This window comes from Prevotella denticola (assembly GCF_900454835.1).
Classification (GTDB): domain Bacteria; phylum Bacteroidota; class Bacteroidia; order Bacteroidales; family Bacteroidaceae; genus Prevotella; species Prevotella denticola.
In genome coordinates this window covers 1,769,482-1,785,567 of record NZ_UGTM01000001.1, presented here as the reverse complement: position 1 = coordinate 1,785,567, position 16,086 = coordinate 1,769,482, and the positions used below count along the sequence as shown (strand labels likewise).

Sequence of the window (16,086 nt, the reverse complement as noted above, 5' to 3'; positions counted from 1 at the left end):
ATGTAATGATACTCTGCCCCGGATCTATTGGCCTGGAAGTCTCCATAAAAGAGTCGTTGACTGCCTCAAGGGAATGTGTTTCCTCCTTTGTTCCATAACTGCTGGAACCTCCGGCCTCTGACCGTCAACAGCCACTGCTCAACACCTGTCACCCTACAGGCTCTTTCTGTAACACCTGCGTTTCTTATGGTTGATGGGGTCCAGCGGGCCCCACTGGCTCTGTACGCTGCCGTTGCTCTCCATCTCCACCTGCGTTTCCCCCCATTTGAACCCATACTTCACATAGCGGGGGATGAGGTCGGCAAAGACAAGGGCGTTGGCACCTTTTGCCCGGTATTCAGGCAGCACACCTATCAGAAGCAGGTCCACGGCCTCGGTCTTGTGCCACTTGATGGCGCGCAGCAGATACCACCATCCGAAAGGGAGAAGCCGCCCGCGGCGGCATTTCTGCAGTGCCCGGCTCAATGAGGGAATGGTGATGGCGATGCCGACCAGCTGGTTGTCCTTGTTGCCGTCCTCGACAGCCGTGACGAGGTTGAGGTCGGCCAGAGGAAAGTACATCCTGATGTACTGGTCTATCTGCCGGTCGCTCAGCTCCGAGAATCCGTACAGATTCGCATACGTCAGATTGATCAGGTCGAAGAGTTTCTTGCCGTAGCCCCCCTCGAAGATGTCTCGTTTTGTCAGCTTGCGCACATGGAGGTTGTAGCGTTTCTCCACCATCTCGGCAATCTTCGTGTACTTCTCCGGAGCTTTTTCGGGTACTTCAAGATAATACTCCACATAGTCGTTGTCTTTTACCCAGCCGCCCAGCTGCTCCATGTGCTGCGGATAATACGCATAGTTGTAACTGGTCGCCATCGTGCCGAGCCTGTCAAAGCCCCACGTCAACATACCCTCGGGGTCCATGTCGGTAAAGCCCAGCGGTCCTACGATATCCTCCATGCCCTTCTGCCTGCCATAGTCCTCTACGGCCTGGAACAGGGCATACGACACATCCAGGTCGTCGATGAAGTCAATCCAGCCGAAGCGTATGTCCTTTTTCTTCCACTTCTCGTTGGCTTTGTGGTTGATGATGGCAGCCACACGTCCGACCACCTTCCCATCCTTCATGGCAAGGTAATACTCAGCTTCGCAGAAGTCAAAGGCCGCATTCCTGTCTTTCGACAGCGTGTTCAACTCGTCGCTGTAGAGATTGGGCACATCGTAGGGATTGCCCTCGTAGAGATCATAATGGAACTCGATAAAAGTCTTCAAGTCTTTCTTTGTCTCTACTCTCTTTATCTGAACTGATGACATTATGTTATTCTAAATTCGTTATTTTCCTTGTCTCAAACGTGCAAAAGTACTAAAAAAAAGACAGATTCGCAAATCTTGAACGGTATTTTATCAAGTATCATTCCGACTGCTGCCCGGGCATAGGCCATGCGGCATACGGCACGCCTGTATGTCACAAACCGTTTTTCCCGGAAGCGGGAGCTACGGCCCATGTAGGCACATGAAAAAACAAGTCAGGACAGACACATCCGCCTGTCCTGACTCCAATACCGTCTCCTGTCAGACGACGGGTTATCTGACGAAAAACTTCTTGCCGCCGCGGATATAGATGCCCGGAGCCAGCTGTGCATCAGCCGGTATGCGTACACCCTGCAGGCTGTAAACCGCATCGTCACCGGCGGAAGCAGTCCGCAATGCAGCGATTCCCGCTGTCTTATCTTCCACATAGAGCATCGGATAAGGTTTGCTGCCATCCTCGGTCTTATAGGCTCCGAAGGATTTGTGCGATTTAGAGTACTGGATGATATGGTTCGCAGAGGTGGTAATCCTGAACGTCCCGTCCCCCTTCGGTGCCACCGTCCATTCCACGGCCTTGTTCTTGTCGTCAAGGAATTGGATGGTCTGGTGTTCCTCCTCCTGTCCATAATACTTGTTGTTGCCATCCTTGATGTAGAAACCGGTTGTTCCCTGCTCGAAGGTGAGAATCATCTTTGCCTCGGAAGCAACCATTTTCCCGTTGTCTTCTGCCATCTTTGTACCTTTCGGATAGCCATATTTCCGGTCCAGACTCGTGCAGACATAGCACTGCCCGTCAGCCTCTGCTACCATCAGATAACGCTTGCCCGACTCCGGCATCGCCGTTGTCTTCACAAAGGTAATACTCTGCGGCGTGTCCGGCGTATCAGGTGTATCAGGGGTATCGGGTGTGTCTGGAACGACTGCACCTGTGTAACGGTCATCATCCGAGGCGGTCGTGACAGACCGGTAAGGGTCGAAGGCCACGTCCATGCTGTCGCCCCATACGTATTCGCAGAGATTCGGATAGTCCACGTAAAGGTTGCGGTTGTGCTGGATCTTGGCTGCCGCATTGTTGCGGGCAATCTCCATGCTGTCCACACGGTCCTTGCGGCTCCACTTGAGATAAAGCGTGTAAGCCCACGGCTTCAGTGTCGGCCAGTCATTCCGTTCCAGGCTCTGGGTACCGGTCTTGACCCACACGTAATCCTGGTAGGTGGTGGCCATGTACATATAACTGCGAGAGAACTCACCCTTGAAACGGTCGCCGGGTTCCCACAGCATCAGTTCTTCGCCGCCGGCATTGCCTCTGCCGATCTTGGTGTAACCCTTTGCCGCGGCCTTCTTCACGTCGGTCACGATTCCCATCGGGTAGTTGCTCTTGTCGCGGTTCGTTGCAGCTTCGCAGGGATAAAGGTTGTAGAGGTCGCAGTAAGCCTGGGTCACCTTTCCTCCCCACCAGCTTTTTGGGAAGGAATGTTCTATGTTCATGCCCTCGATAGACCCGCCCTCATTGGTTTTCGGGAACGTGAATTGGTGTTCGCTGTAGCGGTTGATGCACGCATTGGTCTTGTAATCACGGTCGGTGTACCAGAAGCCGTCCCAGGTTTTTCCCTTTCCACTTCCATACTTCAGCACGGTTTTCTCGTTCATCAGTTCGTGCAGTTTCTGTTTCAGCTGTTCCTTCTTCAGTCCTTTCAGTGAGGAAGCATACTGTGCCAATGCGTTGCGGTCGATGGCATTGGCAGACGTTGAGACACCGATCAGCGCAGCAGCGATGATCATCCTAAAATACCTGTTCATTGTTTGTAGGTTTTTAATCGTAAATATTTATCATAGAAATCTATTGTCCAGTTAGCTGAAACACAGACACAGACCTGTCCATACACCGCTATGAAAGGCCCGGGAGTTTCTCACAGAGGTCAACAACGGTGCGGATGCAAAGATAAGGAAATCTATTGACAATGGCAAACAAGCTGCTAAATTTTCCTGCAGACAAACAGCAGATGACTGCCATGGGCATCAGTCGCCGCAAAGAGATACGTCTCACCGCCCTCTTTCATCTTCATCCGACGGCGCAGGTCGGCAACACTCATGGGGAAGTTGCGTACGGAAAGATTGGCTCTGTCGATTCCCGACAAGGTACGGCTCAGCTCCTTCTTGTTGAACGACGAAACCGCCGTAATGACAAACTTCCTCCCGGGGAAGGCGGTTATGTCTTCATCTGAGACGAAAAGATGTGTGTTCTGCCCCAGTGCGGAAAGGGGATAGCGGGCGGTGAGCAGGGCAAAGCAGCCGGCCTTCATCAGCGACGCATTCGGTTCATAAAGATACTGTCCTGCCACAGGAGCAGCCGGGAGGATGTGTTGCGACAGACCGGAAACCTCCCCCAGCCCATACGACACGATGCTGTCATCGTTTACGCAGAACATACGCAGACCGTCCACAGGGACATTCGCAGCCGGCCCAGTTCCTTTCCGCAGGACAAGGAGTAACTCCTTGCATTCATTGCGCACTGAGACGATGTGAACCTCACGGACTACTTCCCCCGTACGGTTCAGCTCGTCCACGGCACGGTGCCAGTCGAGCATCGGCGAGAGCTTTATCACGACCGCACCGGCCTTTTCCAGCAGTTCTTCTTCCAGTGCCAGGACATCCGGCGTGCAGTCGCTGATGAGCACCGTCTTGCCTCCCTGTTCGTTGCGGCGTGCCGGATCGAGGAAGATTACCGACGCATGGGCAAGCTGATGGAGGTATTCCGTACCGTCGGCATTGACGACCTCAACGTGTTCCAGGCCGAGGGCATGGAAGTTATGACGTGCCGTTTCACAGAGTGCAGCCTGCCGTTCTACATAGACGGCTCGTTCAAAGCCGCGTGCCATGAAAGAGAAGTCGACCCCGAAGCCGCCTGTGAGGTCGCAGAGAAACCTCCCCAAGTCCCTCCGGGGGAGGGAATGTGGCTGTATGGACCTGGACGAATCATGGGGTGGCAGGCGGTTGTAGGCAGAGGGAGAAGAAGGAGAAGAGACAGAAAAGGGAGTAGAGGTGGAAGAAGGGGAAGAAGAGTCGGCGAGAGCGGAAGAGGAAACAGAATCAATAGAGTCGGCGAGGCGGTTGGCAAGGCGGGCTTTGTACATTGCAGTCTGCTCACTCGAACACTGCTCCATCGACAGATGCGGCGGATAGAGGATGTCCTCGTTCGCCGCCCACGACGGCAGTTTCGTGCGTGCCGTCTGCCATCCGGTTATCTGGTCGAGCAGGAAGGGCATATCGATGTCGGGGTAGCGGGGGGCTTGGAGGGCTAACAGCCTCACCCCCGACCCCTCTCTGAATGGAGAGGGGAGTGAAATGTCATGTCTGCTCAGAACATCCCGGACATATCGTGGCAGTAGCTGCTCTGAAGGTCTTTTCTCATCTTCTTTTTTCATCTTTTTGCTTCTTCCTTTGTCTCATCTCTTTGTCTCATCTCTTTGTTTCATCCTTTTGTCTCTTTCTGTTTCTCATTCTTTTCCTCATCTTTTCTTTTTCCACTTTTTTGTCTTATCTCCTCTTCTTTCACTTTTGTTTTTGTCTTATTTTTTTGTCCATAGTGATACCAAATAAGCATACTTCATCCTCATTTCATTATATGGGGGTATCTCGCTAATCACTCCCCTCTCCATTCGGAAAGGGGTTAGGGGTGAGGCTTCAGATTCTTCCTCGCCCACGCCCTCGTACAGAGGTTAAAGTGCCACCACTCCGTATGCAGCGGCATGAAGCCGGCGGCACGCATCACCTCCCGCAAGAGCCTGCGGTTCGCCAATGCCTCTCGGGAGATGATTCTGCGGGACACGAGTTCCTGCTCCTTGTCAATATGGCTGGCTGCTCCCATGTAATCCACTTTCGTACCCATCGGGACCGTATCGATCCGGCATCGCGCTGCACCGTCATGCCATGTCGAATCATCCCAGGATGCCTTGCAGAGACTGATGTCAACCGCCATTCCGTAGTTGTGCATACCGCCGCCGTGGGCCGGATTGGACACATAGTAGTATTGGGGTGTATTTTTCACGGCATCCCACATCGTCTGCTGTACGCTCATCGGGCGTGTGGCATCGAAGATACAGAGGCTCAGGTCGGGACGACGACGCTTCAGCTCTGCCTGCGCCTTGCGCAACGCCTCGGCACAGGCGGGCAATACGTATGCATCGCGGAGGTCGCGGTAGAGTACACGGTGGCAGAAGTTGTCCGTGCGGGCATACATCAGTGCCACCTTGACGGACGGCACAGCACGCTTTACATTTACCAGCCCCTGCCGTTCCATCGACCGGCAGACAGCCTGCCGGCGGCTGATGGCGGATGTCTGTGCCTGTACAACGGCCGGTAGCAGCAGGCCGACAAGCAGTAACTGATAGATCTTTTTCATTCTTTTGTCTTTCTATATGGGTGGCTGCCGGAAACGTTGCCGGGCGGAGAACGGAGGCCGTTGTCTCTTGTTCCCGACCATGTGGGAACAATGTTCCCAGATGTTGGGAACACGGGTACCAGACATTGGGAACCCGATTCCCGACTGGTTGGGAATACATGCTCTGCGGTTGAGGCTGATGGGCATCCGGGCTGTGTGCAGGCAGGCTGAATCTTAATGACAGCAGAAAAGGCTTCGTCTTCTCAGCAGGGCAAGAGAGGGCGGAGCCTTTTCCCGTAAGTTCCTTCAGCGGCATAGGCGTTGTGCCGGGACGGCTGTCAGCTGTGTGTTACATCCCTCTCAGCAGTTCGAGCGCTTTGTTCTCGTTCTCTTCCATGATTTCACGCTCGCCGGGTCCTTTGTCATTGATGCCGCAGAGATGGAGGATGCCGTGGATGATGACCCGGTTCAGTTCGTCTTCGTAGGACTTGTGGAAGAGTTCGGCATTGCTGCGCACCGTGTCGAGCGAGATGACGAGGTCGCCGTTGAGCACATTCCCCTCGTCATAGTCGAAGGTGATGATGTCCGTGTAATAATCGTGTCCTAAGTACTCGTTGTTTATCTCGAGAATCTTCTCGTCGCCGACGAACATATAGCCGATTTCCCCGACCTTTCTTCCGTAGGTGGCGGCAACGGCCTTGATCCACCGTGAGGTGTCACGCTTCCTGATTCTCGGCATCTTCACGCCTTCTGCATTGTATGTTATCATTTGTCTCTGTTGTTTTTGTGGGGGCGGCCTTGTGAGAGCCTCCTGTAGCTTTGAGTCTTACCGGTCAATATCCCTCCGGCAGAAACCTGGTAATGTCCTGCCCGAAGTGCCTCAGTTCTCTTACCATGCTGGAGCTGATGCTTTCCAGCTGCGGATCGGCATAGAGGAGAATGGTCTCGATGCCGCTCAGCCGGTGGTTTATGTCGGCCTGTTCCCGCTCATATTCGAAGTCTTTCACGCTGCGTACGCCCTTGATAATATATCCGGCTCTTTCGCGGCGGGCGAAGTCGACGGTCAGGTCGCAGTACGCCTTCACCTCCACCTTCGGATTGCCGGCATAGAGGTGTGCGATACGTTCCGTCCGTTCTTCTGCATTGAGCATGTACTGCTTGCGGCCGTTGATGCCTACCCCGATGACAATCCTGTCGAAGAGCGGCAGGGAACGGCGTACAATGGAGGCGTGCCCGATGGTGAACGGATCGAAACTTCCGACGAATATTCCTGTTTTCATACCTCGTTATTTGCTGCAAATATACTCCATTTCCAGAACATGACCAAAAAAGCCGGAGGATTATTTCCCTCCGGCTATGCCCTGTATGTCCTGTAACGACACATTGCCGAGAATATTGATGATGCTTATTTCGCCCCGTTCCACGGACAGCAAGGAAAACTCGTTCTTGCCGTTCGGGTAGTGACGTTCGTAGATAGTGGTGTGCTCGCCGCCGTCATTGACCTGCATGACGACCGAGAACTTCTGCTGCCGGAAGATGCCGGCAGCAGTGTTCCTGATGGATGTCACCAGTGAAGGACGGTCGCAGGAGAGGATCTGCAGGTGGTCGAGCCGCCGTGCAATCCTGCTGATGTCCTTGTTCCCGGCCCTCACCTGTCCCATCATCCGCATCATGTTGCGTGAGATGTAGACGGTTGTCACCCCTTCCGTGTCACTGTACTTGTCGAACAGAACCTTTTGGGCGAATGCCGTCGTATAGGTGACGGCCGCCATGCAAACCGTTAAAATGACTCTCTTCATAATTTTAATCGCTTGTCTTTTTGGTGATGTCCTCTGTCGCTGCAATCCCCTTGTTGAGGGTTTTCGAGAATTTCATCAGTGCCCGTGAAGTCTCTGCATAGGCATCCTTGGCGTTCGTGTAGGTGTCCTGTGCTGATGATGTGTTTTCGTGCTGATGGACAATGGTGCCTGCGGCGAAGAGGAGCAAGAGGGAGGCCGCAATGCCCACTATCCAGCGCAGACTGCTGTGCCGCACGTCCCGGCGCAGGCTCGTTTCTATCGTGTTCCACTGGCTGACCTGCCGGCTGAGGCGGTCCTCCAGTCCCTCCGGCGCAGGACACTCCTTCGGCTGAAGAGCCGCAAAGAAGGCACGGTCTTCTTCCAGACCGGCATCTGTGTGGTCGCCGTTGAAGTAGGAACGCAGAGTTTCTTCCTCTTCTTCGGTGGTCTGTCCGTCATAGTAGCTGACGAGCAGCCGCTTTATGTCTTCAGTCTTTGTCATGTCTCATTGTCTTTATCTGTTTTCTGATCTTCTTCCGGGCACGGCTGAGAATACTCCTTATATTCACCTCCGTAAGCCCCGTCTCCCTGCTGATCTCTTCAAAGGAGCGTCCTTCCACGTCACGCATCAGCATCACCCTGCCCTGCGGGTCGGGCAGACGGATTATCATCCGCCTTGCCAGCTCGCATTCGTTCCTGTCCTCAATCTGCCTGCCGAGGTCTTGTGAAGATGCGGCCTGAAGAACTCCCACGTCTTTGTCGACCTCCGGGAGACGGGCAGTCCTCATTCTGTCATAGAACAGCCGGCGCAGTACGGTTACGCTGTACGCCTCGGGGTTGTCGGGATTCCCGATCTTGTCACGCTGTGTCCAGAGCCGCAGGAAAGTCTCCTGCACCATGTCTTCGGCAGTCTGCACGTTGCCTGCAAGCCTGTATGCCACCGAGAAGAGTCTTCGATGGCAGGGGAGAAACAGTTGCTTGAATTCAGTTGCTTGCATGGGCATGGCGGTGGAAAGTGACAGGCGGAATGGACGGTGGCAGTCGGTGAGGGTCAGAGGGAAGTGGTCTTTTTCCCCCGCTTGCCTTTCTTCGTGTTCTGTTCTGCGACTCTGTCCACATCTTCCGGTCTTATCTTGCCCTTGATCTGTACGATGGCTCCGTCTGTGTTGTCGGCAGACAGGATGAGCAGTTCCCGGACATACCCTTTCTTCTCTCTGATATAGATGCGGCTTGTCGCATCAGCCTCTTTGTTGAAGATGACGGGCGTGTACCCGGCAGGTCGGAAAGTCCTGAGTGTCTTCCGGAAGTTCTCTCTGACGGTTGCCGGACAGTCTTCCAGATCGAGTACCCGGATGGAGGAGACGGCTTTTACGACCTTGGCGTCTTCCGTATCCTCTTTGACAAACAGCCTGGCCATGGACATTACGAGGCGGGGGATATGTACGTAGTCGGCATGCTTCTCGTGCCTGTATTGCCGGATCAGCCCTTCCACACTCTGTGCAGAGGTGCCCAGGACGCTGATTGCAAGGATAAAAAGAATGAGAAATCGTTTCATGTCACACGTACGTTTTATTTGGTTTCCATATCTACAATGGCATCGATGTCGGCGGGGTTGATGTGCCCGTTGATCTTGATGAGCGAACAGTCGTCCTTGTCTATGGCGAGGATAACGAGACTCTGTACTTCCTTCTCGTCTCCTTTCACCAGTATCCTGACTTTCTCACCGCCGTCATTCGTCTTGACCATAGGATCATAGCTCTTTTCCTCCAGACCGTTGAACCGTTTGCAGAAAGCGTCCCTCGTCTTCTGGCTTGCCGCTTCCAATGTCAGAATCTGTATTCCGTCGATCTGTGCGGCGAGTGCGTCTGCTGTCTTGTCGTTGGATGACTTCAGTCCCATCTTGATGAGACTCTTGGGCAGATTGATGTAGGTGACGTTCTTCTCGTTCCTGAACTGTTTGAAGATGGTCTCCACTCCGTCGTCCTGTGATACGCCGGCAGTGGATGACGGACGGGCCTGTACGGTACAGCTGCAAAGCAAGATGACTGCTGCGAATGCTGCGGTAAAGATTTTCTTTCTCATGTCTTTGATGTTTTAAAGGGTTCATACTTTGTTCCGCTTACATTCATAGAGACGGAAGAAAGGAGAACTTTGTGGCAGAGAACAGTGTTTTTTTATGGAAAAGATGTCCCACGCCCTTTCTGAAGGGGGTGGGGCAGGGGTGGAAGAGGGCGACAGACCGTGATGGGGAGGGCCCATCCTAATCGAACAGGTCCGGCTGAAGGGAGTCGGCCCGGGCATAGTTCCTCCCGAGATGGCTGTATGCAAGCTGGGTTGCCACGCGCCCCCGGGGTGTCCGCTTGATGAATCCTTCCATGATGAGGAAAGGCTCGTAGACCTCTTCTACCGTTCCGGAATCCTCGCCGATGGCTGTCGCAATGGTCGACACGCCCACCGGGCCGCCCCGGAACTTATCGATGATGGTAAGGAGAATCTTGTTGTCGATTTCGTCCAGTCCGTACTTGTCGATGTTCAGCGACTGCAGTGAGAGGCTGGCGATTTCGGGGGTGATGGTGCCGTTGCCCTTTACCTGTGCGAAGTCGCGCACACGGCGGAGCAGAGAATTGCAGATACGTGGCGTGCCGCGCGAGCGGCGTGCGATTTCGATGGCGGCATCGTCCACGATAGGCACTTTCAACAGTTGTGCCGACCGTTTGATGATGCGTTTCAGAGTCTCCGGATCGTAGTATTCCAGATGGAGGTTGATGCCGAAACGGGCACGGAGCGGAGCCGTGAGCAGTCCGCTGCGTGTGGTTGCGCCGACGAGGGTGAACGGATTGAGGTCGATCTGGATGGACCGTGCCGAAGGCCCCTTGTCGATCATGATGTCGATGCGGTAGTCTTCCATGGCGGAGTAGAGGTACTCTTCCACGACAGGAGAGAGCCGGTGGATCTCGTCGATGAAGAGTACGTCGTTCGGTTCAAGAGACGTGAGGATGCCCGCCAGATCGCCCGGTTTGTCGAGCACGGGCCCCGATGTGATTTTGAAACCTACGCCCAGTTCGTTGGCGATGATGTTGCTCAGCGTCGTCTTGCCCAGTCCCGGCGGACCGTGCAGGAGTGTATGGTCGAGCGGTTCGCCACGGTATTTGGCAGCCTCGACAAAGACACTGAGGTTCTCGACGACCTTCTGCTGTCCGCTGAAGTCACTGAAGCGCAGCGGGCGGAGGGCATTCTCGAAATCCTTCTCGGCCGAGGTCAGTTTTTCCTCATGTATATCGAAATCTTCTGGCATATTCCTGATTTGTTTTGCAGCAGCACCGCCGGGGGATGAGAAAGTGTCAGGAGGAGGCCGCGGGACAGCTTACGTGCCTGTCGACAGCGGCCTTTCACAGACATACGAAGTGTGCATCCCTGTGGATTGCGGAGGCACGGTTTTCTGCACAGCCACCGGCGGCAGATTATTTTCTGCAAAGGTACTCTATTTTTTCTGTGCAAGTGCTTTGTTTCGGAAATTTTATCTAAATTTGCAGCGTGATTTCACTTATTCCTTAAATGTATGACTAACAAACTTAACAAGAAAGCTCTTTATCGGGAAATCTTAGATTACGTGATGATCGCCGTCGGTATGTTTTCCTATGCCATCGGCTGGATGGTCTTTCTCCTTCCCAACCATATCGGCAACGGTGGCGTTGCGGGTCTGGCTTCCATTCTGAAATGGGGACAGGACATCCCGGTCAGCACCACTTATTTCGTGCTGAATGCCATTCTGCTGGCTGTCGCCTTGAAGGTTCTGGGGTTGAAGTTCTGCATCCGCACAATCTATGGCGTTGTGGTGCTGACTGTCCTGACGAGAATTCTCGGGTCGGCCTTTCCGCATCCTGTGCTCCTGCATGGGCAGCCTTTCATGGCAGCCATCATCGGTGCGTCGTTCTGCGGCGTGGGGCTTGCTTTCGGTCTGTCCTATAACGGCAGCTCCGGAGGGTCGGACATTGTGGCCGCCATCGTCAACAAGTACCGCGACATCTCCCTCGGACGCGTCATCCTGCTGGTGGACATGACCATCGTGACAGGCAGTTATCTTGTCCTTCACAGCTGGGAACAGGTCATTTACGGTTATGTGAATCTGATTATAACGTCTTTCGTGCTGGACCAGGTCATCAATTCCAGCCGCCGTTCGGTACAGTTCCTGATCATCTCCGAACGTTACAAGGAAATCTGTGACATGATATCAAAGGACCAGCCCCACCGAACCAGTACGATTGTTGATGCGAAGGGATATTATACCGGGCACGACATCAAGCTGGTCATCGTCGTGACCCGTCAGCGTGAGGCATCCTACGTCTATCGTATGATTGACGACATCGATCCTGATGCGTTCGTAACCCAGAGCCAGGTGATGGGCGTGTTCGGAAAGGGATTCGACAAGTTCAAGGTGAAGAAGAAGTCGGCACACAAGAACCTGCAGGATGAGGAGTAACCTTTCTTGCAGCCTCATATAGCGGACAAAGCCGGCTGACACGCAGATTCTGTGTCAGCCGGCTTTGTCTTTTGTGGATGCCATGAAGTTTTTTCTTCAGGCAGATTGCAAGGGAAGTCTCCTGTGCTCTCCTGCAGGCTGGCAGTCGTTGCTGCTGCAGAGACACCTGTGCTGCAGAATACCGGTTGCAGCCGAGGCTGAGACGGCATCATTGTGATCGGATGTGAAAACAATTTACATTCTGCATACAGGAAACGCCCTTTTCCTGTGTCATGACGACCACTGAAAACACTGTGAGCGGCCATCTGGATTTCAGACAGGCACTGCTTGCGTTTCAACTGAGGCCTGATTGGCTTTCAAGTAGTGCTTACTTGGACCTCAAGTAACGCCTGTCTGCAATGCTGCCGGGCATCTCTTTTCGTGTAGTTGCTATGCGCCTGTCTGTGAACGACTTGCGGTCTTCGTTTCTTTTCAGGAATTGTCGGTGCGGTATGATTTTCTCCAGATCGTCGAAGACATGGGACAGATACGGCCCTGACAGTTCAGAAAGAGTAAAATATCCGAACAAAACGGAGGCTTCCATCATGGAAGTCCTTTCCTCTGTACAGGACAGAGGCCGGCTGGAGCTACATCGTGTATAGTACCTGTATCACTGTCTGGCCGACAGCCTGCAGCGTATTCCTGTCAATATGGTCCATCGTGTCGTTGACGGTGTGCCAGGTCGGTCCGAAGGAACTCTGCCGGCAGTCGGGATAATAAGGAATGATGTCTACAGTCGGGATGCCGCAGTTCTGGTTTACGGGGACATGGTCGTCGGTGACCATTCCGCCTACGGCATCGGGAAAGTAAGCACCGAAACCGGCGGATTTGGCTGCATCCCAGACACGGTTGACAACGTCGGGAGCGAACTGCAGCGACATCCCCTCGCGGTAGAATTGGGCTCCTTCGCCGCCTACCATGTCCAGGAGAATGCCGAATTCGGGCTTGACACCGGACGGAAAGTTCTGCGAATAGTATTGTGCTCCCAGTGCCCATGAGTCACCGTTGTCCTGATAGTTCGTCTCCCATTGCGGTACACCCCAGTCTTCGGCATCGAAGCAGACGAAGTCTACTCCTACCGTAAGTTTCCCGTCGGCCTGCAGCAGGCGGGCTGTCTCCAGCATGACGGCTACGCCGCTGGCTCCGTCGTTGGCAGCCATGACCGGCTTCTTCCGGTTGGTGGAGTCGGGGTCGTTGTCGGCCCACGGACGGCTGTCCCAGTGCGCACAGATCAGTATCCTCTTCTTTGCCTTAGGGTTAAAACGTGCGATGATGTTCGTCGACTTCAACAGAGTTCCGTCGTATCCCTTCAGGTCGGTCTTCTGTTCCTGGACTTCACAGCCGAACTGCCTGAACTTCTCTGCGATCCATTTTCCGCACGCCTCATGTGCCGTGGAGTTCATTGTGCGTGGTCCGAAGCGGCACTGTGCTGCCGTGAAAGCGTATGCCGAATCGGCATTGAATTGAGGGCCGGCCGGCTTTGTCGTTGCCACGGTGTCGGCCGTATTGCCGTTGTTGTTTGCTTTCCCCTTGCAGCCGTAGGCTACGGTCGTAAGGGAGACTGCCAGAAGGCAGCCGGTAAGGAGTTTTGTTTTCGTTTTCATTGTCTCTGATGAATAAGGGGTTACTTCCTCACACTCTGCACTTTCGCCATGACACGCAGCCAGTTGCCGCCCCATATTTTCTCTATGTCACGTTCGCTGTACTTACGGCGGAGAAGATGAAGGGTGAAGTTGATCATCTCGCTGGCATCCGCCATACCGCGCACCGTTCCGTCACCGTCGAAGTCGGTGCCTACGCCTACGTGGTCGATGCCCATGACGCTGATGGCATGTTCAAGGTGGGCAATCGCATCCATGACCGTTGCCTCGCCTTCTTTCTTCAGGAAGCCTTTGTACAGGGTGATGTGGGCTACGCCGCCCTTCTTCGCCAGTGCCCGCATCTGGTCGTCTGTCAGGTTACGGGGCACATCGCAGAGTGCTTTGCTGTTGGAGTGGCTGCATACGATGGGCATCGTGCTTATCTCGAGCGCATCATAGAAGCTCTTTTCACCGCCATGGCTCAGGTCCACCATGATGCCGTTGCGGTTCATTTCCCTGATTGCCTCTTCACCGAACCTGCTTACACCTCCGTGTGTATTGCAGCCCCGGGCCGAGTCGCAGATGTCGTTGTCACCGTTGTGGCAGAGCGTGATGTAAACCACGCCACGCTGTGCGAAGTGTTTTATGTTCTCGAGCTTATGCTCCAGGGCGAGGCCATTCTCGATGGCGAACATGATGCTTTTGCGTCCCTTGCGCTTGTCTTCGTAGAGGTCGGATGGCGTACGCGCTATGCTGACGTAACGCTGGTTCTGCTTTACGATGTCCTCAATTTTGTCGAAGATGAGGTCGGCATAGACTGCCGGCGAAAGATGGTCAAGTGTGTCTGCAAGGTCTGGATTGAAGTGTTTCAGTCCTTCGACATCGATCTTCGAGGAGAATGTCTCGCCGATCTTCGGCTGCGGGAGGTAGGCTGCCATTGTAACGGCATCCTGCCGTCCTTCGGTCATCTTGTGCAGATCGTAGAGTATCCGCGGGTCACGCTGGTCGAACCGTACGCCCTGTGGAAAGAACATCGGCGTGTCGCAGTGTGTGTCGAGTGTGAGTACACGCTGGTGGAGCTGCTTGGCGAGGCTGAAGTTGCCGGACTGTGTCACCAGCCATCGGAAGAGTTTTCCTCCTTCTTCTCCCATCCATTCAGGGTGCCACTGTACGCCCATGACCGGTTTGTACTCCGTACTTTCGATGGCCTCTACGACACCGTCCGGCGCAAGAGCCGTCACGCGGAACCGTTTGCCGGGGTCTTTTACCGCCTGATGATGGAAGGTGTTGACCATAATCTGCTCTTCCTTATAGAGTGCATATAGTACAGACGGCTTCGCAAGGCGCACACTGTGTGTCGCTTCACTCCGGTCAGCATCCTGTGAATGCTTCAGTGTTGCAGCATGATAATTGGCGGTAGTCTTGTCCCTGCTCTGTTTCTTCGCTGCCGTTTCGTCGGTCCTGATATACTCTTCATAGATGTCCTGCTGCACTGTTCCTCCCAAGGCAACAGCCAGTGTCTGTATGCCGCGACAGATGCCGAGGATAGGAATCTGACGGTTGAATGCCAGCCGGGTCAGCATCAGTTCGGGCAGGTCGCGCTCGGCATTGATGTTGTGCAGGTGCGTAGAAGGCTCTTCGCCGGTCCAGAGCGGATTGATGTCGCCGCCTCCTGTAAGGAGAAGTCCGTCAAGATGGGCAAGCGTGTTCACGAGGACATCCTTTTCGGCTACCGGCGGTACGAGGACCGGGATGCCGCCCGCAGCGGCAATCTGCTTATAGTAGACATCCCTCAGCGTAGCATCACCGTCCGTGAAGTTCGTCGTTATGCCGATTATGGGCTGCTGCTTTGCTTCGGGGAAGGTCGCATACACCTTGTTGAGATGCGACTGTAGATCGTATTGCATTCTGATAGTGATTGAATGATTGTTCTGTCGTTGGCGGAAGCCGTATGGGAATCAGAGCAGGTCCTCTGAGATAGGGACTTCACGCTTGATGCTCTGCTCGAGCGAGATGAGGGTCTCCGTAGACACTACGCCAGGAATACCCTGAAGCTGGTTGTTGAGGAGGTCCATCAGCTGTTCGTTGTCCTTGGCATAAAGTTTCACGAGCATGGTGTAAGGGCCCGTCGTGAAGTGGCACTCGACGACTTCCTGGATGGCACTGATGCGTTCGACCACTTTCTTGTACATGGACCCGCGTTCAAGGTTGAGCCCGACATAGGTGCAGGTGGTGTAGCCCAGGCTCTTGGGGTTGACATCAAATCCGCTGCCTGTAATGACTCCGTTCTCAACAAGATGCTGTACACGCTGGTGTATGGCAGCACGTGAGACGCCGCACTGGGCAGCTACGTCCTTGAATGGCATACGGGCGTTCTGTGAGAGGATGCCCAGTATCTTCTTGTCCAATCGATCTACTTTTTCCATGTTCAAAGGTTGATATGTTTAATTGTTATGTAATTCAAAGCTTGATCTGCGTGCAAGCAAAAGTAGGTAATAAATATGGAACAGACAACAAAATGACATAAAAAAT

The 16,086-nt window shown here is 53.9% G+C and carries 17 protein-coding genes; 1 reads left to right on the top strand and 16 read right to left on the bottom strand.

What is annotated here, in order from left to right; genetic code table 11:
• Positions 1-153 precede the first annotated feature (153 nt).
• The 13 genes from DYH27_RS07540 to ruvB all read right to left on the bottom strand — a co-directional run bounded on the left by DYH27_RS07540 (position 154) and on the right by ruvB (position 10,750).
• Positions 154-1,299, bottom strand: coding sequence for a hypothetical protein (locus DYH27_RS07540; protein ID WP_025067106.1), 1,146 nt, complete (start codon positions 1,297-1,299; stop codon positions 154-156).
• A 270-nt stretch (positions 1,300-1,569) separates the two neighbouring features.
• Positions 1,570-3,096 carry an endonuclease gene (locus DYH27_RS07535; protein ID WP_029754935.1) on the bottom strand — a complete coding sequence of 509 codons (1,527 nt, stop codon included), beginning with the start codon at positions 3,094-3,096 and terminating at the stop codon, positions 1,570-1,572.
• A gap of 176 nt (positions 3,097-3,272) precedes the next feature.
• Complete coding sequence (locus tag DYH27_RS07530; protein ID WP_025067108.1) at positions 3,273-4,721, bottom strand: class I SAM-dependent methyltransferase; 1,449 nt, start codon at positions 4,719-4,721, stop codon at positions 3,273-3,275.
• Between the two features lie 47 nt (positions 4,722-4,768).
• On the bottom strand, positions 4,769-4,900 hold the full coding sequence (locus tag DYH27_RS13680; RefSeq protein ID WP_257880079.1) for a hypothetical protein: 132 nt from the start codon (positions 4,898-4,900) through the stop codon (positions 4,769-4,771).
• A gap of 66 nt (positions 4,901-4,966) precedes the next feature.
• Positions 4,967-5,698 (bottom strand): M15 family metallopeptidase, encoded by a 732-nt coding sequence (locus DYH27_RS07525; RefSeq protein ID WP_025067109.1) that lies wholly within the window; start codon positions 5,696-5,698, stop codon positions 4,967-4,969.
• 328 nt (positions 5,699-6,026) lie between these two features.
• Positions 6,027-6,446, bottom strand: coding sequence for an rRNA maturation RNase YbeY (ybeY, locus tag DYH27_RS07520; protein WP_004354103.1), 420 nt, complete (start codon positions 6,444-6,446; stop codon positions 6,027-6,029).
• A gap of 64 nt (positions 6,447-6,510) precedes the next feature.
• Entirely contained in the window at positions 6,511-6,957 is a 447-nt protein-coding gene (gene coaD, locus DYH27_RS07515) for a pantetheine-phosphate adenylyltransferase (protein ID WP_029216314.1), read from the bottom strand.
• Positions 6,958-7,017: 60 nt separating this feature from the next.
• Positions 7,018-7,476 (bottom strand): DUF4252 domain-containing protein, encoded by a 459-nt coding sequence (locus DYH27_RS07510; protein WP_025067110.1) that lies wholly within the window; start codon positions 7,474-7,476, stop codon positions 7,018-7,020.
• A gap of 4 nt (positions 7,477-7,480) precedes the next feature.
• The gene (locus DYH27_RS07505; protein WP_025067111.1) at positions 7,481-7,957 is read right to left on the bottom strand and encodes a hypothetical protein; all 477 of its coding nucleotides are present in this window, start codon (positions 7,955-7,957) and stop codon (positions 7,481-7,483) included.
• Entirely contained in the window at positions 7,944-8,453 is a 510-nt protein-coding gene (locus DYH27_RS07500) for an RNA polymerase sigma factor (protein WP_025067112.1), read from the bottom strand. The genes DYH27_RS07505 and DYH27_RS07500 overlap by 14 nt, the downstream gene beginning before the upstream one ends.
• A gap of 53 nt (positions 8,454-8,506) precedes the next feature.
• A complete protein-coding gene (locus tag DYH27_RS07495; protein ID WP_025067113.1) occupies positions 8,507-9,010 on the bottom strand; it encodes a DUF4252 domain-containing protein in 504 nt (167 codons plus the stop codon).
• Positions 9,011-9,024: 14 nt separating this feature from the next.
• Entirely contained in the window at positions 9,025-9,537 is a 513-nt protein-coding gene (locus DYH27_RS07490) for a DUF4252 domain-containing protein (RefSeq protein WP_025067114.1), read from the bottom strand.
• 178 nt (positions 9,538-9,715) lie between these two features.
• Positions 9,716-10,750, bottom strand: a complete 1,035-nt coding sequence (gene ruvB, locus DYH27_RS07485; protein WP_004354114.1) for a Holliday junction branch migration DNA helicase RuvB — start codon at positions 10,748-10,750, stop codon at positions 9,716-9,718.
• A gap of 264 nt (positions 10,751-11,014) precedes the next feature.
• Here ruvB and DYH27_RS07475 point away from each other — a divergent pair, with 264 nt between their 5' ends.
• Positions 11,015-11,935, top strand: coding sequence for a YitT family protein (locus DYH27_RS07475; RefSeq protein ID WP_004354108.1), 921 nt, complete (start codon positions 11,015-11,017; stop codon positions 11,933-11,935).
• 626 nt (positions 11,936-12,561) lie between these two features.
• On the opposite strand, the gene DYH27_RS07465 is transcribed toward DYH27_RS07475, so the two are convergent.
• The 3 genes from DYH27_RS07465 to DYH27_RS07455 are packed head-to-tail and all read right to left on the bottom strand — an operon-like array spanning position 12,562 to position 15,980.
• Complete coding sequence (locus tag DYH27_RS07465) at positions 12,562-13,578, bottom strand: M28 family peptidase (RefSeq protein ID WP_029216316.1); 1,017 nt, start codon at positions 13,576-13,578, stop codon at positions 12,562-12,564.
• Positions 13,579-13,598: 20 nt separating this feature from the next.
• Entirely contained in the window at positions 13,599-15,461 is a 1,863-nt protein-coding gene (locus DYH27_RS07460; protein ID WP_025067116.1) for a gamma-glutamyl-gamma-aminobutyrate hydrolase family protein, read from the bottom strand.
• A gap of 51 nt (positions 15,462-15,512) precedes the next feature.
• Positions 15,513-15,980, bottom strand: a complete 468-nt coding sequence (locus tag DYH27_RS07455; RefSeq protein ID WP_004353943.1) for an Lrp/AsnC family transcriptional regulator — start codon at positions 15,978-15,980, stop codon at positions 15,513-15,515.
• Positions 15,981-16,086: the final 106 nt, after the last annotated feature.